The organism is Lapillicoccus sp. (genome assembly GCF_025353065.1).
Classification (GTDB): Bacteria; Actinomycetota; Actinomycetes; order Actinomycetales; family Dermatophilaceae; genus Lapillicoccus.
In genome coordinates this window covers 13,933-32,600 of the sequence record NZ_JANXRJ010000195.1, presented here as the reverse complement: position 1 = coordinate 32,600, position 18,668 = coordinate 13,933, and the positions used below count along the sequence as shown (strand labels likewise).

Below are 18,668 nucleotides of genomic sequence, written 5' to 3'. Positions count from 1 at the left end.
CGCCGGCCGTCGAGGTAGAACCGCGGTCAGGCCACGTCGGGAGTCGCGGCCCGCAGTGCCTCGAGCACCCGGGCGTCGATGCCTCCGGGCACCAGGAGCATCTCGTAGTTCTCCACGCCCGACCACGACTCGAGCGCCGCGTCGACGTCGTCACCGGTGTGACCGAGCGCGGCGAGGCGTCGGGTCACCTCGTCCGCGAGCTCGCCGGTGAGGGGCTGGACGTCCTGCGGCTCCCCGAAGTAGAGGTCGTGGAGGTCGAGCAGACGGGCCAGCTCCTGGGGCGCCTGAGGGTGGTCGTCGATCCGGAGGTCGACGAGGATGCCGCCGGCGTCGTAGCCGGCGCCGGGTGCGTGGACGACGAGGGCCGCGCCCTGCCGCCCCCGGGAGTCGCCGCCCGCGGCGTCGCCCGCGAGGAGGGCGGCCAGCAGCCGGCGGTCCAACGGCATACCGACGGTCTGGACGAAGGCCACCTCCATGGCGTGCACGACGTCGGCGCCGGTCAGGATGTTGCCCTGGATGGCGTAGTGCCCGACGGTGTCGTCGCCGCCCGCCATACCGCCGGCCCAGTCCGAGCACTCGGAGCCGGTGTAGGTCGCGGCCCCCGTCGACGTGGCGACGCCGAGCTGGCGGTTCTCCCGTCCCGCGTCCGCCGCCGTGACGCGGGACACGGCCGACTCCGCGTCGAGCCCACCCGCGAGCAGGGCGAGGACATCGGCACGGTAGGACACCTTGGCGGACGCCTGGGTGGCGACGGCACCGACGCCGATCCGGACCTCGGGGACGATGGCCCCGACGGCAATGAACTTGCTGGCGACGGCGACGCCCACCGCGTCCCCATGACTGACGGCGATCGAGAAGGTCATGGGCCTTGACCTTAGTAGCGACCGAGCTGGCCTGCACGAGAGCTCGACGCTCGGCATACGGACCCTGCGCGGTCCGGTTGCCGTCCCCTCCTAGACTTCTGGGGTGACCCCGCAGGACAGTGCCCTCTTCCAGGCTGAGCTCGAGGAGGCCGGCGCCACGCTGGTCGCCGCGCAGCAGCCCGAGTGGCCGGACGCCTCCTCGGTGCGGTCTGCGGTGGAGACACTGGCGAGCTTCCCGCCGCTGGTCTTCGCCGGTGAGTGCGATGTCCTGCGCACGCGGCTGGCTGCGGCCGCCCGCGGCGAGGCCTTCGTGCTCCAGGGCGGCGACTGCGCCGAGACCTTCGCCGACGCGACGGCCGACAACATCCGCGACCGGATCAAGACCGTGCTGCAGATGGCGGCGGTCCTTACCTACGGCGCCTCGGTGCCGGTGGTCAAGATCGGGCGGATCGCGGGGCAGTATGCCAAGCCGCGCAGCTCGGGCGCCGAGACCCGCGAGGGCGTCACCATGCCGGCCTACCGCGGCGACATGGTCAACGACTTCGCCTTCGACGAGGTCGCCCGGGTGCCCGACCCGCAACGGCTCGTGCGGGCGTACCACACCGCCGCCTCCACGCTGAACCTCGTGCGAGCCTTCACCACCGGTGGCTTCGCCGACCTGCGTCACGTCCACGACTGGAACAAGGGCTTCGTCACCAACGCCGCGAACTCCCGCTACGAGCGGCTGGCCCACGACATCGACAAGGCGATGAAGTTCATGGCCGCGTGCGGCGCGGACTTCGACACGATGCGCACGACGGAGTTCTTCGCCTCGCACGAGGCGCTGCTGCTCGACTACGAGCGCCCGATGACCCGCATCGACTCGCGCACCGGCCTGGCCTACGACACCTCGGCGCACTTCGTGTGGGTGGGGGAGCGCACCCGCGATCTCGACGGCGCGCACATCGACTTCGTCTCGCGGATCCGCAACCCGATCGGCATCAAGGTCTCCTCGAAGGCCGAACCGGACGACCTGCTCAAGATCATCGACAAGGTCGACCCCGACCGCGAGCCCGGCCGGCTCACCCTCATCACCCGGATGGGCTGCGGCACGGTGCGCGACGCGCTGCCGCGGATCGTCGAGGCGGTCACCGCGTCCGGCGCCCAAGTGACGTGGGTATGCGATCCCATGCACGGCAACACCTTCGAGTCGACGAGCGGCTACAAGACGCGCAACTTCGACGACGTCGTGGAGGAGGTGCGCGGGTTCTTCGACGTGCACCAGGACCTCGGCACCGTGCCCGGCGGGATCCACGTCGAGCTCACCGGCAACGACGTCACTGAGTGCCTCGGGGGCGCGGAGAAGATCCTCGACGCCGACCTCGGCAGCCGTTACGAGACGGTCTGCGACCCGCGCCTGAACCACCAGCAGTCGCTCGAGCTGGCGTTCCTCGTGGCGGAGATGCTCGGCCGCGACTGACGGGCGTCGCCTGCTCTCGCCCCACCCCCGCCCGTATGCCGGGTGCCCGGGGTCCGTGGCGCGCCTCCGGCCGCTCGGAGAGACTGGGTCCGTGCCCGAGCTGCCCGAGGTCGAGTCCGCCCGCAAGGTCATCGAGAAGGCGGCGCTGCAGCGCACGATCGCCGACGTCGACGACACCGACACCTACGAGTGCCGACCCCACCGACCCGGCGAGATCCGGGACGCCCTGGTCGGCCGGCAGCTGACGTCGGCGCACCGGCAGGGCAAGACGATGTGGTGCGAGACGTCCGGACCGGACGGGTCGCCTGCCCCCGGACCGCGCCTGGGGATCCACCTCGGGATGAGCGGGCGGATCCTCGTGGCCCCCCCGGCCGACGCGGACGGCGACTCGGCGAAGGAACACGTGGGTGGCGACTACGTGGGCACGGGCCGCTCGCGGGGGCGGCCGCGCAAGGAGGTGTGGTTCCGGTTCACGCTGAACTTCGAGGACGGCGGCTCGATGCGGCTGCTCGACACCCGACGGCTCGGGCGGGTGCGCCTCGAACCCGACCTCGACGCGCTCGGACCGGACGCCGCCGAGATCGGCCGCGACGACTTCCGCACCCGGATCGGCAGGGGCCGTGCGCCGGTGAAGGCGCGGCTGCTCGACCAGCACGCGATCGCCGGCGTCGGCAACCTCCTCGCCGACGAGACCCTGTGGCAGGCCGGGATCTCGCCGCAACGACGCACGGGTGAGCTCGACACCGCTGAGCTCGACGAGCTGAGACGGCAGCTGCGCAAGGCGACCCGCCTCGCCATCCGCCACGGCGGGGTCCACACGGGCGAGATCATCCGGCACCGACGGTCGGGTGAGCACTGCCCGCGGTGCGGGGCCGAGATGCAGCGGGCGACCGTCGGGGGCCGGACGACGTGGTGGTGCCCGAAAGAGCAGCAGTAGTCAGCTCCACCGCGCCCGCGAGGCGACGAACCGGTTGACGCGGGCCGCGAGCTCCTCGGGGTACTCGCCGTTGATCGCGTGGGTCGCCTGCGGCCACAGCTCCGCCTCGACGTTGGGCACGGTGCGGGCTGTGGACATGGCGGTGCGAGGTGAGTGGGCGATGGTGCGGCCGGCGAGGAGCGCGAGCGTCGGCACGGTGAGGCCGGCGAGCTCGGCGGAGGTCGGTCGCGTCGGCAGCGGCAGCCGGCCGGCGTAACCGGCCATGCCGGCCGCGATGAGCCGGGCTTCTGGCACGTCACCGGTGCTCGCCCCTCCCGCGGTCCAGCTGAGGAGCCGGTCCCGCAGCCGGGTGGGCATCCCCGGCACGACGCTGCCCAACGACACGACGATCATCTTCCAGCCGATCGGGGCGAAGGTGGCCATGGGGTCGAGCACGATGGCCGAGGCGACTCGCCCGGGACGGCGGATCGCCACCTGCAGGGTCAGCCATCCCCCGATGCTCACTCCCATGAGGTGCACGGTGTCGAGCTCGAGCGCCGCGAGGGCGGCGTCGACCCACGCCGTCTGGTCGTCGGGGGTCCTGATCGGCGCGGTCTGTGTCGAGGCGCCGGGCTCACCGAGGCTGTCGAGCGACCAGACGGTCCGGTCCCGGGTCAGTGCGGGCAGGTTCGCGCGCCACATCGGCGTGGACGCCATTCGCCCGGCCAGCAGCACCAGGGGCGCTGCTGCGGGATCTGCCCCGGGCTGAGCCTCGAAGCGGTGGGCGGCCACGCGGCCGAAAGGAGTCGGCGCGACGCGCGAGTGCGCGGGGGGCAGCGCAGCGAGACCGGAGCTGTAGACGTCCTCAAAGGCCGTGAACGCCTCTCGGGAGCGGAAGTAGCCGACGGAGCTCTCGGGTGGGCCGATCTGCGGATCGTCGATGGTGAATGTCACGATACGATCGTATCGTGAACCAGATGCCACCAGAAGACCGGATCGCCCGCGCCGCGCTGGCGCTCGCCTCCGAGCGGGGCCTCGACGCCGTCACCTTCGGGCTCGTGGCCGCCGAGGCAGGGGTGTCGAAAGGTGCTGTGCAGCATCACTTTCCTGCACGTGCCGACCTGCTCAGGGCTTCGGCCGGGCTCCTCCTGCGCCACGTCGACGCGAGGGTGCATCGCGCCTTCGTCGCGGCGAGGGACCCTCAGGAGCGGCTCGTGGCGCTGCTCGCTGCCGCGCTGCCGCGGACACCCGACGAGCTGGACCTCGCCTTCGCGGCCACGAGCCTGCTCGTCGTCACCCGACACGATGCGGCTGTGCGCACTCAGTATGCCGCCGGGCTCGCGCGCGCCCGGGCGGCCGTGGCGGCGGAGGTGTCCGACCTCGTGCCGGCGGTCGACGTCGAGGCCGTCGCGTCGGCCGTGCTCGGTGTCGCGGGGTCGCTGCGTGAGGAGGTGATGCTCGGGGTGATCGGTCCTCGCGTGGCCCGGAGGCGCCTGGTGGCTCTGGTCGGGGCCCTCGTCGCGCGCGGGTGACCACCCGGCATACGGACCTCGGCGTGGTGGTCGCCCCGGCGTCGGTAAGTTGACCGGCGTGACGAGTCCCGTGCGTGCCGACCTGCTCTCCGACACCCTCACCAAGCCGACGCCGGCGATGCGCGAGGCCATGGCGGCCGCGGAGGTCGGCGACGACGTCTACGGCGAGGACCCGTCGATCAACGCCCTGGAGAACCGCGTCGCCGAGCTGCTCGGGCACGAGGCCGGGCTCTACACCCCGACGGGCTCGATGGCCAACCAGCTCGGGCTGCGGCTGCACGTCAGGCCGGGCGAGGAGATGATCTGCGACTCGCTCGCGCACGTGGTCCGGGCCGAGCTCGGCGCCGCAGCGGTGTTCTCCGGTATCAGTTCTCGCACCTGGGTCTCGCAGCGCGGGCTGCTCGACCCGCAGCAGCCGATCGACCTGATGATCACCGGAGCCGGCGCCTACCAGGTCAACACCGCGCTCGTCGTGCTGGAGAACACCCACAACTTCGGCGGCGGGACGGTTCAGCCGCTCGAGGCGATCCGCGCGGTCCGCGCGGCGACCCGGGAGGTGCACGTCTCGATGCACCTCGACGGTGCGCGGCTCTGGAACGCGCACGTCGCGACCGGGATCCCGCTCGCCGACTACGCCCAGGAGTTCGACACGGTGTCGGTCTGCCTCAGCAAGGGGCTCGGGGCACCGGTCGGCTCGGTGCTCGTCGGAGCCCGGGACGCGATCGACGAGGCGCGGATCTGGCGCAAGCGCTACGGCGGCGGGATGCGTCAGGCCGGGATCCTCGCCGCCGGTGGCCTGTATGCCGTGGAGCACCACCTCGAGCGGCTCGCCGACGACCACGCCCGGGCCAGGCGTGCGGCGGTCGCGTTCGCCGAGGTGGCGCCGGGGTCGATCGACCCGACGAGCGTGGAGACCAACATCCTCGTGATGGACGTCTCCGTCGCCGGCTGGGCGTCGGCCGCCCTCGTCGCCGCCGCCCTCGAGGAGGGCGTGCGGTTCTACGCCGTCGGCGCCAAGGCCGTCCGGCTCGTCTGGCACCTCGACGTCGACGACGCCGGGACGGACCACGCGATCGATGTCGTCACCCGGTTGCTGAGGTCGGGCCCGACCTCCTGATCGCCCGGTCGGCCGGATCGAGGTCGTCCGTTCGGCCGACGTTGCGGCCAGAACGGTTCGACGGCGCGAGCCGCCGCCATACTGGCAGTCGCTCGACGACCGCTGGGCGCCAACGGACGAGGTCTGGAGAAGGACGCCACCGATGCGCCGCAACACCGCACTCGTCCGGGGTGCCGCCGTCGTCGTCACGACGCTGGGCGTGACCCTCTCGGCGCTCGCCGTCCCGGCCGCCGCCCTCGGGGCCCGCGTCGAGCTCGGCCGCAGCGCTTTCCTGCCCGCCGCGACGGCCGCCCCACCCGCGCCCACCGGGGTCACGGCGACCGCCAGCGCGCTCGGGGTCGCGGTGGCATGGGACGCGGTGGGGGAGAGTGCGGCGACGGTCAGCCGCAGCACCGACGGGGGCACGAGCTGGCAGGACGTGACGACCCTCACCACCGACCCGGCGAGCACCGCACGCCGGCACGACGGCGACCTGTTCGCCCTCACTCCCGGGGCCGCTGCCCTCTACCGGGTCACCGCTCTCAGCGGCGGGAGCCCGGCGGTTGCCGGTCCCCCGTCGACCCCCGCGACGGCGACGTCCCCGCGCGAGAGCATCATCGCGACCGACCCCGACCAGGCCCTCGTCAGCCTGCCGGTCGGCGGCGGCGACCCGGTCGGGCTGGCGGCCGACCCCGGTCACCAGAACGTCGCGGTCTCGCCGGACGGTCGTCAGGTCGTCACCGCGTGGCAGAGCCCGGGCGCGGCACAGGTCGTGCTCTACAACCTGGCGGGCGGCAGCGGCCGCGACCTCGACATCCTCTATGCGAACGACCAGCCGATCTCCGGGCTGACCTGGTCCCCCGACGGCTCGACGCTGGCGTGGACCGAGGCCGTGGCGGGGGCCAAGCGGGGGACGACGCAGCTGGTCCTCGGGTCACCGACCGGGGCCGCGGTCCGTACCGTCGGCGCGGCAGCCGGACTGTCGCCGATGGGCTGGCTGCCGGACTCGCAGACCCTCCTCACGGTGTCGCACGACAACGAGGTCTTCCTCGTCGACGTCCTCAGCGACACCGCCACGGATCTGGGCTTGCGCGGCACTCCCCGGCTGACGTCCGACGGTCACCTGCTCGTGCTCTACGGCGCGGACGAGGTGTATGCCGCCTACGCCTTCGACCCCGGCTCCCGCGTCGTGGGTCCGCTGCTCGGGCGCAGTGTCGCCCAGAGCCTCCACCCGACCAAGGCGTTCGACCTGTCGTCGGACGGCACGAGGGTGCTCACGGCGACAGCCGCCGGCTCGCCGGGGCTGCTGCAGGCCTCCGTCGACGGGAGCGGCGGGATCGGGCCGCTCGCTCCGGTCCCGAGCACCGGAGGTGACGGGACCGGCGTCTGGCAGGCCTACCGGCCGGTCCTCACGACACTCACGAGCTCGGCGCAGATCACGGGATTCGCCATCGCCCCCGGGGGGATGGACCCGGCGACGAGCTTCGGCTGCGCCCTCGACGGGTCGGCGGCGACCCCCTGCTCGTCGTGGACGGCGCCGGTGCTCGCGACCGGGAGGCACACCCTCGTCGTCACCGGCACCGAACCCGGCACCTTGCGTCGCGCCGTGAGCGCGCGGACCTGGTCGGTCGGCATCGGCACCTACACCCCGCTGTCGGCACGGCGGGTGCTCGACACGAGAAGCGGTCTCGGAGCGACGAGGTCGCCCCTCGGTCCGGCGGGGACCATCGTCCTGACCGTCCCCGGACTGCCGGCGAACACCACGGCGGTGACCCTCAACCTCACGGCGGTGGGTGCGACGACGGGCACCTACCTCTCGGCATACCCGCCCGGCGCGGCCCGCCCGGCGACCTCGAGCCTCAACGTCCCGACGGCGGGGGCGATCGCCAACCTCGTGACGGTCGCGGTCGGGCCCGGCGGGAAGGTCGACATCACGAACAGCGCCGGCACCGTCGACGTCATCGCCGACCTCGAGGGCTACGTCGCGCCCGGCACGGGATATCGGTATGCGAGCGTGTCCCCGACGCGGATCATCGACACCCGCACGGGGCGGGGCGGGGTCACCGGGCCGGTCGCACGGATCGGGGTGACCCTCCCCGTGGGCGAGCTCGTGCCGGCGACCGTCGACCTCACCGGCGCCAGGGCGCTGTCCCTCAACGTCACCGCGGTTGCACCGACCCGCGCGGGCTGGCTCACCGCCTACGACTACCTCGCCGGGGCGCCGGCGACGTCGAACCTCGACTTCGCAGCCGGGCAGGACGTCGCCAACCTCGTCACGCTGGCCGCGGACAGCTCGTCCTCGCTCGCCTTCCAGAACGGCGGGTCGGGCACCGTCCAGGTCGTTGCCGACCTGGCCGGCTCCTACGGGTCCCGGGGCGCGGCGTTCACGGCAGTCCCGCCGGCCCGGATCGTCGACACGCGCAACGGGACGGGCGCACCGCGCGTCAGGGTGGGGGCCGGGCAGTCGATCACGGTCACGGTGCCGGGCCTGCCGCGTGGCACGAGCGCCGTCGCGGTCAACCTCACCGCGGTGAGCCCGACCGCCAGCGGCTACCTCGTGGCCTACCCGGCCGGTACGCCGCTCCCGGGGTCGTCGTCCGTCAACTTCCCGGCGGGCCGGACCGTCGCGAATGCCGCCGTGGTCGCGGTCGACGCCCGGGGCGCGATGGTGATCACCAACGCCGCCGGAAGCACGGACGTCCTCGTGGACCTCGCCGGCTACTACGCGTTCTGATCCGGATCCACGTGCGGCCGACCTGCGATGCGTCAGCCGACCTCGTGGTGCCGGGACTCGATCGGCACCTCTGAGCCGTCCGCCCGGCCACTGCCGCGAGCAGCCTTGCCGGCGTTGAGGGTTCGTCGCCACGGGCGGCTGCCGAGCTCGACGACGTACATCGCGGCGACGACGAGGACGCCGCCGACGAGCATCCGCGCGGTCAACGACTCGCCGCCGAAGAGGACGGCGAAGAACGCGGCGAAGACCGGCTCGAGGGTCATCACGATCGCCGCGCGGGTCGCGGTCAGCCGGGCCTGGGCCCAGGTCTGCGCCCAGAGCGCGAGCACGCCCGCTGCCGTCGCCATGTAGACCACCGAGGCCCACTGGCCGGCCCCCTGCGGCCAGGTGATGCCCTCCGGGATGGCGCCCAGGCAGCAGACGACGGCGATCACGATCATCTGGACCGCCGACATCCCGGTCGCGTGCGCCGTCGTCGACCATCGGCCGAGGCCGATGATGTGCAGCGCGTAGATGACGGCGCACCCCAGGGTCAGGGCCTCGCCGACGCCGATGCGCACGCCGTTGAGGGAGAGGACGGCCAGGCCCGCGGTGGAGAGCAGCACGGCATACCAGGTCACGCGGGTGATGCGCTCGCGCAGGATGAGGGCCGAGATCAGCGGTGTGAGCACGACGTAGAGACCGGTGATGAAGCCGGAGACCGACGCGTCCGTCAGGGACAGCCCGATGGTCTGCAGGATCTGGGCGATGCCGTAGAGCAGCCCCAGCCCGGCGCCGAGAATCCACTCGCGGCGGCCGAGGGCGCGCAGCGGGCGCCAGAAGATGCCGACCATGAGGACGGCCGCGATGGTGAAACGGATGGCGAGGAAGTCCAGCGGCGGGACGGTCCGGACGAGGTCGCGGATGAGGAAGAAGGTCGACCCCCAGACCGCGGTGAGGGCGACCAGCAGGGCGGTGGCGAGCAGACCGGTCCGGCGCACGGCAGGGGAGCGACCGGAGGGGTCGGGGGAGATCACGGGTGCGTCAGACGATGGTCAGCGTGATGGTCGCGCCCTTGCGCACCATCGTGCCGGCGCTCGGGTCGGATCCGCGGACGGTGCCGAAGAACCCGCCCAGGATCTCGTTGTAGGACACCGCGAAGCCGGCCTGCCGGAGGAGCTTGGCGGCCTCGCCGCGCTGCTTGCCGACGGTGTCGGGCACGGCGACCAGCACGGGCCCCTTGGACACGACGAGGGTCACGGTGCCGCCCTTGGTGAGGGTGCCAGTTTTGGGGTCCTGCGAGACGACCGAGCCCTGGGCGACGGTGTCGCTGTTCACTGCTGGGCCCTCGACGACGGTCAGTCCGGCCGCGCCGAGCGCGTTCTTGGCGTCCGCCGCCGGCTTGCCGGTGAAGTCGGTGACGGGGATCGGCTGCCGGCCCTTGCTCACGACGATCGCGACCGTCGCACCGGGTTTGAGGAGGGTGCCGGCCGTGGGGTCCTGGGTCAGGATCGTGCCGGCGGCGACGTTGTCGCTGTAGGCGTCGGTGCTGGATCCGAGGGCGAGGTGAATGCCGCTGAGGGTCGCGAGCGCGGCGGTGGCGGCGGTGCCGGTGAGGGTCGGCGCGGCATACCGCTCAGGGCCCTTGGAGACCGTGAGGGTGACGGTCGAGCGCCTGGCGACCGTCGCCGCGCCACCCGGGTCGCTGCTGATGACGAGGCCCGTCGGGACGGTCTCGTCGAAGGACTGCCTGACGCTCGCGCTGAGCCCGGCCTGCTCGATCGCCGCGACCGCCGCGTGCTCGTCGAGCGAGGCCACGGTCGGGACGCGGGTCTGCGCACCGGGCCCAGCAAGGAACCACCATCCCGCGCCACCGCCTGCGAGGAGGAGGGCGGCCAGCAGGGCGAGCACGGCCGGCCAGCGCCGCCGTCGGCGAGGTCCGTCGATCACCGAGGTGGGGTGGGCCTGGGTCCGGTATGCCGAGGTGGAACGCACCGGGGTCGGCGCGGGGATGCGGGTGGTCGGCGTCGCGGCGGCCAGGCCCCGCTCGGGATCGACGGGACGCAGGTCGAGCTCGGTGGTCGAGAGGCGGGCCCGGGCCCGGCGGACCTCGACGAGGTAGTCACCGGCGGACGCCGGCCGCTGGTCGGGGTCGCGGGCGGTGCCGAGCGCGACCAGCCGGTCGATCTCGGTCGGGACCGTCCGGACCATCGCGGACGCGGACGGCACGGTGCCGTGGACGTGCTGGTAGGCGACGTGGATGGGGGTGTCACCGTCGAACGCCTTGCGGGCGGTGACCAACTCGAAGAGGACCAGGCCCGCGGCATACACGTCGGAGCGGGCGTCGGCGATGCCGCGCTCGACCTGCTCGGGCGAGAGGTAGGCGACGGTGCCGAGCAGCGTGCCGGAGGCGTTGGTCGTCGCGGCGGTGACCGCCCGGGCCAGCCCGAAGTCGGCGACCTTCACGACGCCGTCCTCGCGGATGATGACGTTCTCGGGCTTGACGTCGCGGTGGATGAGGCCGGCGCTGTGGGCGGCGTCGAGGGCCTGGAGGATGCGGTCGAAGATGTCGAGCGCCGCCCGCGGGGTGAGCGGGCCCTCCTGGGTGAGCACCTCGCGCAGGGTGCGTCCCGGGACGTACTCCATCGCGAGGAACATGTCGTCCCCGTCGTCGCCCTGGTCGAACACCGCGACGACGTTCGGATGGCTCAGCCGGGCGGCCGAACGGGCCTCGCGCCGGAAACGGGACACGAAGGTCTCGTCCGAGACGAGCTCGCGGCGCATGATCTTCACGGCGACTTCGCGGTCGAGCCGCTCGTCCACCGCGAGGTAGACCGAGGCCATGCCGCCGTCGGCGATGTGCGACAGCACACGGTAGCGGCCGTCGAGCAGCCGCCCGACGGTCGACTGGCGCACGCTCGACGTCATGCACGGAGTCTACGAAGGCAGCGGCCCAAACCCGTGGAGGCTGGCCCCAGTGGTCCCGGCCGTCACACCGGTCACACCGGTCACTGCACGCGGGCCGGCGTGGGGGTCAGACCCGCGACATCAGCGCCTTGACGCTGGCGACGTAGCCCACGGTGTCGGCATACATCCCGTGCTTCTGCACCGAGCCGAGACCCTGGTAGTAACCGGCGATCGCCGTGTCCAGCGACGACGACGAACGGGTCAGGGCGGCCAGGATGACAACGCCGGCCGTGGCGTTGTCCTGCGCGAGCAGGAGGTCGAGGCGGCGCCCGGCCAGCCCGGATGCCCACTGGCCCGAGCTGGGGATCACCTGCATCGCCCCGATCGCGTTCGCGACGGATACCTGACCCTGGTCCCAGCCGGACTCCTGGTAGGCGATGGCGAGGGCGAGCCGCTGGTCGACGCCGTAGCGAGCCGCAGTCGCCACGATGATCGCCCGCATCTGCTGCCGCGAGGGAGGGCGGGCCGAGGCGATCGACTGTCGAGCCGTCGCTGCGGCGGCGATCGTCGCGTCCGGATACGTCCGGCCCGTAAAGGTGTTGGCCGACGTCGCGACCGGCTTGCGGATCGTGAGGACCTGCCCGATCCGGATCAGGTAGGGCGCGCGCAGCCCGTTGGCGGAGATGAGCGCGCTCTGGCTGGCGCCGGTCCGGCGCGCGATGGCCTCGATCGTGTCGCCGGGTGCCACGCGATAGCTCGAGACCCCTGAGCCCGTCGAGCCCGCGGAACCGGGAACTGCCCTCGCTGCCTGCGCGGCGGGCGCCCCGGCCGGACTCGCCCGGACCGCGGTCGGGGAGCCAGTTGTCGGGGGGCCACCCGGGACGAGCAGGGTCGAGCCGATCCGGATGAGGCGGCCGCCGTCGCGTAGCTGGTTCCGGGCCGTGAGCGCCGTGATCGAGGCGCCGGTGCGGGCCGCGATGTCGTAGAGGGTGTCGCCGGACCGGATCGTGTAGGGACTCCACCCGGCGGGCGCCGTCGTGCCCGTACGGATGACGGCCGAGGGTGGTGGGAGCGCGGGGACGGCTGCGGCGGGTGACATGGGGGAGGAGTCCTTCCGGTTGCGTGTCTGCGCCGGACGGCTCTGGGGCGCGAGTGAGACATGAGCAGTATGCGACGAATGTGGGTTTTGTGAATATACCTGTCCGGGGGTGCGATGTGCTCGGCTGCCGCCCTCACCTACGCTGGTGGCCGTGTCCAGCGCCACCCCGCCCCTTCCCGAGCCCGCTCTGACCCCCGACGCAGCGGACGACCTCGCCGCCCTGACCGCTCTCGTCTCGGACTGGACGACCGTCCCCGACATCGCCGAGCGGATGGACGTGTCGCTGGCGCGGGTCCGGCAGATGATCGCCGACCGCGAGGTCATCTCGCTGCGCACGGGGCCGCGCCGGGTCGTCAGCATCCCGGCCAAGTTCATCGGCGACGAGGGTCCGCTGCCCGAGCTCAAGGGCACCTTCACCGTCCTCGCCGACGGGGGGATGAACGACGTCGAGATCGTCCGGTGGCTCTTCACCCCGGACGACTCGCTGCCCGTGCCCGGGGCCCCGATGGACGCGCTGCTCGCCGGTCACAAGGCCGAGGTGCGTCGGCGGGCCCAGACGCTCGCCTTCTGACCCGGGGTCGGGCGGTCGGCTGATGCGTCACCTCTCGTATGCCGCGATGCTCGCGGTCGTCCTCGTGGGCACCCTCCCGCTGCACCGCGTCTTCCGGCTGGACCTCGCGCGGCAGCTGCGTCGGGTGGCCCTCAGCATCCTTCCCGTGGCCGTCGTCTTCGTCGTGTGGGACGTCGCCGCGACCCGCGCCGGACACTGGGCGTTCGACCCCGGGCAGACCCTGTCCGTGCGGGTCCTCGGCCTGCCCCTGGAGGAGCTGGCGTTCTTCCTCGTCATCCCCCTCGCCGGGCTGCTCACCTACGAGGCGGTCGGTGTGGTCCTCGCCCGGCGACGAGACGGACGACGAGACCGAGGTGCGCGACCTCCCCGATCGACGGGAGCCGGTCGACGAGGTGGGCCGGGATGACCTACACCGCTGCCGCCGTCATCGGCGTCGGGGCCGCGCTCGTCCTCGACGTCCTGGTGCTGCGCACCCGGCTCGTGGCCACCCGGCAGTGGTGGGCGGCATACGGGATCATCGTGTTCTTCCAGCTGCTGACCAACGGCTGGCTCACCGGCCGACGGATCGTCACCTACGGCCCGGACGCGATCATCGGCGACGCCAACGTGCCCTTCGTCGGCGACGGCCGCCTCGCGTGGGCGCCGTTCGAGGACCTCGGTTTCGGCTTCGCCCTCGTCCTGGTCACCTGCGTCCTCTGGGTCCGGCTGGGGCGGCGCTCCCCGGGTGCGGACTGACAGGTCAGGACTCGCGTGCGGTGGACGAGGCGATCAGGGAGTGGAGCACCTCGGTGGCCTCCGGGTCGAGGAGCTCGGCAACCCCGTCGAGGGCCGCGGCCGCCTCGTTGACCCGGGCCGCGATCTTCTCCTCGACGCCGTCGACGGCGCCGGTGCGGTGGAGCACCCCCCGCAGCTCCTCGACGCCGTGGGCGTCCAGGTCGGGCTGGCCCAGCAGCTTGTCGACGAGCGCGCGCTGCTCGTCGTCCGCGACGCCGAGGGCCAGGGCGATGAGCACGGTGCGCTTGCCCTCACGCAGGTCGTCGCCGGCCGGCTTGCCGGTCTGCGCCGGGTCGCCGAAGACCCCGAGGAGGTCGTCGCGCAGCTGGAACGCCTCGCCGAGCGCGAGCCCGTAGCGGGACAGCGCGTCGATCGCCGTCGCGGGCACGCCGCCCGCGGTCGCGCCGATGAGGAGGGGGTGCTCGATCGTGTACTTCGCGCTCTTGTAACGGATCACGTTGCGAGCAGACGCGATTCGTGCCGCCGTATCGAGACCGTCCCACCCGCGGGCGGACTCGAGGATGTCGAGGTACTGACCACCCATGAGCTGCGTGCGCATCATGTCGAAGGTCCGGCGTGCGCGCCCGAGGTGCTCGGCGGGCAGGCCCGAGGTCGAGTAGAGCTCGTCGGTCCACTGCAGGCACAAATCACCGGCGAGGATCGCGGCCGCCTCGCCGAAGCGGTCGCTGTTGCCGATCCAGCCCACCTCTGCGTGGTGGCCGGCGATGGCGCGGTGAGCTGACGGCATACCTCGCCTGGTGTCGCTGCGGTCCATCACGTCGTCGTGGAGGAGCGCGGCGGCCTGGAAGAACTCCATGGCCGTCGCCAGCCGCACCAGAGCCTCGGAGTCGGGCTGTCCGGCGGCGCGGTATCCCCAGTAGAGGAACGCCGCCCGCAACCGCTTGCCACCCGTGAGCAGTCGGGCGACGGCGTCGACGAGGATGCCGAGATCGGGGCCGACGACGCCGAGCACCCCGCGCTGCCCGGCGATCTCCGCGTCGACCGCCGTCTGCACGCGCCTGCGCAGGTCGGACCGGTCGAGAGGGTCGTTCACGGGTCCTCCCTGGGCGAGCGACATGGTGAACGGCAAGCCTACGGGCTGGGGACGTCCCTGCCGACCGCGGTCCGGCTGCGTACGCTTGACCCATGTCGCTCGCCACCTCCTCCAGCCTGCCCCGCCCGGCCAACGTGGTCCGGTCGATCCCCGAGGCCCTGGCCAGCGGCCGGCCCAGCATCAGCTTCGAGTTCTTCCCGCCGAAGACCGACGCGGCGGAGACGCAGCTGTGGGAGACCATCCGGCGGCTCGAGAAGACCCGGCCGACGTTTGTGTCCGTCACCTACGGGGCCGGCGGCACGACCCGCGACCGCACCGTACGGGTCACCGAGCGGATCGCCCGGGAGACCATCCTCACCCCGTTGGCCCACCTCACCTGCGTCGGGCACTCGGTGTCCGAGCTGAGGTCGGTCATCGGCTCGTTCTCCGACGTCGGCATCCGTAACCTCCTGGCCCTGCGCGGTGACCCGCTCGGCGGGCCCGACGCGACCTGGGAGCGACACGCGGAGGGCCTCGACCACGCCGAGGAGCTCGTCGAGCTGGTCCGGTCGCTCGGCGACTTCACCGTCGGGGTGGCCGCCTTCCCCGACCAGCACCCCGAGAGCGCTGACCTCGACGCCGACGCGGACGTGCTCGTCCGCAAGGCCGACGCCGGAGCGGAATACGCCATCACCCAGTTCTTCTTCACCACCGCGGCCTATCTCGCGCTGCGCGACCGGGTGGCGGCCCGGGGGCGCGACCTGCCGATCATCCCGGGGCTGATGCCGGTGACCAACGTCAAGCAGCTCGCCAGGATGACGCAGCTCTCCGGCCAGCCGGTTCCCGCAGCAGTGACGTCCCGTCTCGAGGCGGTCGGCGACGACCCCGAGGCGGTGCGCGAGGTCGGTGTCGAGATCACCACCGAGCTCGCCCAGCAGCTGCTCGCCGAGGGCGCGCCGGGCATCCACCTCATCACCATGAACCGCTCACCCGCGACGCTCCAGGTGTGGGACAACCTCGGGGTCACGGCTGCGCAGTAGCGGCGTCCTCCGCCGGACACCCCTTCCGTCCGTCACCGTCCGTGGCCGTCCGTAGCCGGGCCGCGTGTTTCGAGGGCCGCAGTCGGCCCGTGGCGTCGAGGGTCGCCAGGCCGTGGAGGGTGGCGCCGAGGTGAACATGGCCTCGTAGAGCGCCGGCTGTGCGGCCGCGAGGTCGAGGTGTGCCCGGGCCACCCGTCCGACGTCGCTGGCGCCGCGCCGCGGTCGGCGCAGGTCGACACCGAGCTCGACGGAGCCCTCGATGGCCGTCGCAGGCATGATCGCCCGCATCGTCGGGAAGTGTCCGTAGAGCACGGGTTGGCTGGATCCGATGATGCCGGACAGGCGGCGGGTGGTGACCGCGGGCCAGCCCTCGGCTTCGGCCAGCTCGCAGGCGGTCGTGATGACGAGCTGCGGTCGCGATGCTGTCCTCAGCGTTCTGTCCCGCGCTGGGCATCATCAACATCGGTGTCAGCTACCTCACCTGGCCGGTCGCCATCGCGCAGGGATTCGGGGTCCCCGACCTGCCGGTGCCGACCGATCCCTTCCACCGGGTCAAGGGGATCCGTGACGTCGCCTCGGGCCTCGTCCTCACCGACAGGGGGAGGCGCGGCACGGCATACGGCGTGCACGGGGAGACCGCGATGCTCCTGGTCGTGAACGCCGGGCTCTGGCTGCTGGGCTGAGCCGCAGAGGAACGCGGGTCAGACCACCTCGGTCGGTATGCCGCCGCTCATCCGGATGAGCTCGTCGTAGGTGGTGCGGAAGACCGCCTGAGGGTGACCCGCGGCGGCCCAGATCGTGTCGTGGCGCGCGAGGCTGACGTCGATGACCGTCCGGATCGGCTGGGTGTGACCGACGGGCGCGACCCCACCGATGACGAATCCTGTCGTCGCCCGGACGAAGGCGGCATCTGCCTGCTCGATCTCGGCGACCTGGAGCATCGCGGCGACCTTGACCGTGTTGACCCGGTGGGCCCCGGAGGCGAGGACGAGCAGTGGCGTGACGTCGCCGCCGGGAGCCGACCGTGCCGTGAAGACGAGCGAGTTGGCGATCTGGGCCACCGAGACCCCGAGCTGCTCGGCGGCCTGGGCTGCCGTGCGTGCCGCGCTGTCGAGGACGACCACCGTGGTGGTGACGAGGTGGGCGGCGATGGCCTCCCGGACGCGCACGACCGCCGGGTGGGCGAGGACGGCGTCCCGCGCTCCCTGGTCCGGCCGTGGCGTCATGGCGGAACGGTAGCGGCCCGATCAGCCCGTCGTCCCGACCGGAAGAAGTTTTTTTCCGAGGTTCTCGTGGGTCTCGTGAGGCTCGTGGGGCTCGTTCGTGCTCACCCCTCGACGGTATGCCGGGTGCCCGTCGCCCGGTTCTCGAACGCGGCCTTGACAGGGTGTCAGAGGGTCGTTGTACCGTGGTCTCAATCGAACAGGTGTACGAACAACTGCCCGGTGCGGGTGGAGGTTGTGGGCTTGACGATACCGATCGACCGGCCCGTGCCCGGGGGCTTTCGCCCCCGTCGCCATGAGGAGCTGATCGACATCCCGCGATTCCTGCTGCCCGCGAAAGGGGCGATCTCGTTATGCGCCGATACAGCGATCCGATCGAGGTCAGGTCGGTGCAGGTCACTGCTCTCGCCGAAGTGACGATGCCCGGACCGGGCCGGGCAGCAACGGGATCCGGGGTGGGGTCCGACGCGGTGTCCGACGCGGGACCGGACGCCGACCTCGTGCTGACCGACGTGCCGCCCGGCACGCCGTCGGCATCACCCGGAGCGCCGCTCACGACCCCGCAGGCCTTCATCTGGCAGGGCCGGCTCTACGTCGTACGCCGGATCCTCACGCACTGGCGGGAGCGCCGGGCGTGGTGGCGCGAGGCTCTCGACCCCGTGCCCGGACAGGCCACCGGCATCGATGTCGCCTCCCGCGAGCACCAGGTGTGGCGGGTCGAGGCGAGCGCCGGCCGGTCGCTCGGCTCCGGGGTGTTCGACCTCGTCCACGACGACGTCCCCCACCCGGGGGAGAGCAGCTGGCGGCTCGTGGGGGTCAGCGACTGATGAGCACCCACCACACGAGCCGCGCCTACGAGCTCGCCGCCGGTCACTACGACACCTCCGCCGGGTCCGCCGGGTCCGCCGGGCTCACCGGGCTCGCCGGGTCCACCGGGTCCACCGGGTCCACCGGGTCCACCGGGCACACCGAGCTCACCGGGCTCACCGGGCGGCGTCCACCGGTCGCCGCGGCCTGCCTCGACCTGATCGACCGGTCCCGGGGCAGCCTGTTGCTGGCCTGCCGGGCCGGCGACTCCGCCGAGCGCTACCTCGAGTCCCACCTCGGGGCCCTGCGGGCGGCGGCCGCCCTCCTCGCCGTTCGCAGCACGGCCACTGGCCGGTCCCGCCCGCGCAGCGTCTGGGACGTGCTGCCCCTGGTGGCCCCCGAGCTGTCCGAGTGGGCGGCCTTCTTCGCCGGGTCGGCCCGACGACGGGTGGTCATCCAGCGGGGCGGCGCTCCCACCCCTCGTGAGGCCGACGACCTGTTGCGCCAGGCCGAGGTCTTCCTCGAGATCGTCCAGGACCTCATCGGCGTGCCTCGTGCCGAGCCCCTGCCCGCCTACATCGCCCCGGTCACGGCCTACCCGTCACCCGCGACGAGCTCACCGCGTGGGGGCTGAG

The 18,668-nt window shown here is 72.7% G+C and carries 20 protein-coding genes; 12 read left to right on the top strand and 8 right to left on the bottom strand.

Going from position 1 to position 18,668, the window contains the following annotated elements; translation table 11 throughout:
- Positions 1-26: 26 nt before the first annotated feature.
- Positions 27-863 carry a DUF1028 domain-containing protein gene (locus tag Q0R63_RS15245; RefSeq protein WP_295699005.1) on the bottom strand — a complete coding sequence of 279 codons (837 nt, stop codon included), beginning with the start codon at positions 861-863 and terminating at the stop codon, positions 27-29.
- 160 nt (positions 864-1,023) lie between these two features.
- Between Q0R63_RS15245 and Q0R63_RS15240 the strand changes: the two genes are divergently transcribed.
- The gene (locus Q0R63_RS15240) at positions 1,024-2,322 is read left to right on the top strand and encodes a class II 3-deoxy-7-phosphoheptulonate synthase (protein WP_295699013.1); all 1,299 of its coding nucleotides are present in this window, start codon (positions 1,024-1,026) and stop codon (positions 2,320-2,322) included.
- Between the two features lie 91 nt (positions 2,323-2,413).
- Positions 2,414-3,259 (top strand): DNA-formamidopyrimidine glycosylase family protein, encoded by an 846-nt coding sequence (locus tag Q0R63_RS15235; protein ID WP_295699003.1) that lies wholly within the window; start codon positions 2,414-2,416, stop codon positions 3,257-3,259.
- Here the strand turns inward: Q0R63_RS15235 and Q0R63_RS15230 are convergent, their stop codons facing one another.
- Positions 3,260-4,192 carry an alpha/beta hydrolase gene (locus Q0R63_RS15230; protein ID WP_295699001.1) on the bottom strand — a complete coding sequence of 311 codons (933 nt, stop codon included), beginning with the start codon at positions 4,190-4,192 and terminating at the stop codon, positions 3,260-3,262.
- A 23-nt stretch (positions 4,193-4,215) separates the two neighbouring features.
- Here Q0R63_RS15230 and Q0R63_RS15225 point away from each other — a divergent pair, with 23 nt between their 5' ends.
- The 3 genes from Q0R63_RS15225 to Q0R63_RS15215 all read left to right on the top strand — a co-directional run bounded on the left by Q0R63_RS15225 (position 4,216) and on the right by Q0R63_RS15215 (position 8,600).
- On the top strand, positions 4,216-4,770 hold the full coding sequence (locus Q0R63_RS15225) for a TetR/AcrR family transcriptional regulator (RefSeq protein WP_295699010.1): 555 nt from the start codon (positions 4,216-4,218) through the stop codon (positions 4,768-4,770).
- 58 nt (positions 4,771-4,828) lie between these two features.
- Positions 4,829-5,887 (top strand): threonine aldolase family protein, encoded by a 1,059-nt coding sequence (locus tag Q0R63_RS15220; RefSeq protein WP_295698998.1) that lies wholly within the window; start codon positions 4,829-4,831, stop codon positions 5,885-5,887.
- Between the two features lie 142 nt (positions 5,888-6,029).
- Positions 6,030-8,600: a WD40 repeat domain-containing protein gene (locus tag Q0R63_RS15215; protein ID WP_295698996.1), complete on the top strand. Its 2,571-nt coding sequence runs from the start codon at positions 6,030-6,032 to the stop codon at positions 8,598-8,600.
- Positions 8,601-8,632: 32 nt separating this feature from the next.
- Here the strand turns inward: Q0R63_RS15215 and Q0R63_RS15210 are convergent, their stop codons facing one another.
- The 3 genes from Q0R63_RS15210 to Q0R63_RS15200 all read right to left on the bottom strand — a co-directional run bounded on the left by Q0R63_RS15210 (position 8,633) and on the right by Q0R63_RS15200 (position 12,585).
- Complete coding sequence (locus Q0R63_RS15210; RefSeq protein WP_295698992.1) at positions 8,633-9,616, bottom strand: DMT family transporter; 984 nt, start codon at positions 9,614-9,616, stop codon at positions 8,633-8,635.
- A gap of 7 nt (positions 9,617-9,623) precedes the next feature.
- Positions 9,624-11,507: a Stk1 family PASTA domain-containing Ser/Thr kinase gene (pknB, locus tag Q0R63_RS15205; RefSeq protein WP_295698989.1), complete on the bottom strand. Its 1,884-nt coding sequence runs from the start codon at positions 11,505-11,507 to the stop codon at positions 9,624-9,626.
- A gap of 106 nt (positions 11,508-11,613) precedes the next feature.
- Positions 11,614-12,585: a LysM peptidoglycan-binding domain-containing protein gene (locus Q0R63_RS15200; protein WP_295698986.1), complete on the bottom strand. Its 972-nt coding sequence runs from the start codon at positions 12,583-12,585 to the stop codon at positions 11,614-11,616.
- A 151-nt stretch (positions 12,586-12,736) separates the two neighbouring features.
- Between Q0R63_RS15200 and Q0R63_RS15195 the strand changes: the two genes are divergently transcribed.
- From Q0R63_RS15195 to Q0R63_RS15185, 3 genes are read left to right on the top strand one after another with little or no spacing between them, the layout of a single operon-like run.
- Positions 12,737-13,156 carry an Rv2175c family DNA-binding protein gene (locus Q0R63_RS15195; RefSeq protein ID WP_366521143.1) on the top strand — a complete coding sequence of 140 codons (420 nt, stop codon included), beginning with the start codon at positions 12,737-12,739 and terminating at the stop codon, positions 13,154-13,156.
- 22 nt (positions 13,157-13,178) lie between these two features.
- Positions 13,179-13,562, top strand: coding sequence for a lycopene cyclase domain-containing protein (locus Q0R63_RS15190; protein ID WP_295698984.1), 384 nt, complete (start codon positions 13,179-13,181; stop codon positions 13,560-13,562).
- Complete coding sequence (locus tag Q0R63_RS15185; RefSeq protein WP_295698982.1) at positions 13,559-13,891, top strand: lycopene cyclase domain-containing protein; 333 nt, start codon at positions 13,559-13,561, stop codon at positions 13,889-13,891. The genes Q0R63_RS15190 and Q0R63_RS15185 overlap by 4 nt, the downstream gene beginning before the upstream one ends.
- A 4-nt stretch (positions 13,892-13,895) precedes the next feature.
- On the opposite strand, the gene Q0R63_RS15180 is transcribed toward Q0R63_RS15185, so the two are convergent.
- Positions 13,896-14,984 carry a polyprenyl synthetase family protein gene (locus Q0R63_RS15180; RefSeq protein WP_295698979.1) on the bottom strand — a complete coding sequence of 363 codons (1,089 nt, stop codon included), beginning with the start codon at positions 14,982-14,984 and terminating at the stop codon, positions 13,896-13,898.
- Between the two features lie 92 nt (positions 14,985-15,076).
- Between Q0R63_RS15180 and metF the strand changes: the two genes are divergently transcribed.
- Complete coding sequence (metF, locus tag Q0R63_RS15175) at positions 15,077-16,003, top strand: methylenetetrahydrofolate reductase [NAD(P)H] (protein ID WP_295698973.1); 927 nt, start codon at positions 15,077-15,079, stop codon at positions 16,001-16,003.
- On the opposite strand, the gene Q0R63_RS24625 is transcribed toward metF, so the two are convergent.
- Positions 15,950-16,405: a hypothetical protein gene (locus tag Q0R63_RS24625; protein WP_366521144.1), complete on the bottom strand. Its 456-nt coding sequence runs from the start codon at positions 16,403-16,405 to the stop codon at positions 15,950-15,952. The genes metF and Q0R63_RS24625 overlap by 54 nt on opposite strands.
- A gap of 17 nt (positions 16,406-16,422) precedes the next feature.
- Here Q0R63_RS24625 and Q0R63_RS15170 point away from each other — a divergent pair, with 17 nt between their 5' ends.
- A complete protein-coding gene (locus Q0R63_RS15170; RefSeq protein WP_295698972.1) occupies positions 16,423-16,686 on the top strand; it encodes a DUF4267 domain-containing protein in 264 nt (87 codons plus the stop codon).
- Between the two features lie 18 nt (positions 16,687-16,704).
- Here the strand turns inward: Q0R63_RS15170 and Q0R63_RS15165 are convergent, their stop codons facing one another.
- Positions 16,705-17,229 carry a YbaK/EbsC family protein gene (locus Q0R63_RS15165; protein ID WP_295698971.1) on the bottom strand — a complete coding sequence of 175 codons (525 nt, stop codon included), beginning with the start codon at positions 17,227-17,229 and terminating at the stop codon, positions 16,705-16,707.
- 386 nt (positions 17,230-17,615) lie between these two features.
- Between Q0R63_RS15165 and Q0R63_RS15160 the strand changes: the two genes are divergently transcribed.
- Together Q0R63_RS15160 and Q0R63_RS15155 are read left to right on the top strand one after the other, a co-directional pair.
- The gene (locus tag Q0R63_RS15160) at positions 17,616-18,053 is read left to right on the top strand and encodes a DUF6504 family protein (protein ID WP_366521142.1); all 438 of its coding nucleotides are present in this window, start codon (positions 17,616-17,618) and stop codon (positions 18,051-18,053) included.
- Positions 18,053-18,667 (top strand): SAV_6107 family HEPN domain-containing protein, encoded by a 615-nt coding sequence (locus Q0R63_RS15155; RefSeq protein WP_295698965.1) that lies wholly within the window; start codon positions 18,053-18,055, stop codon positions 18,665-18,667. The genes Q0R63_RS15160 and Q0R63_RS15155 overlap by 1 nt, the downstream gene beginning before the upstream one ends.
- The last annotated feature ends 1 nt before the right edge of the window (position 18,668 follow it).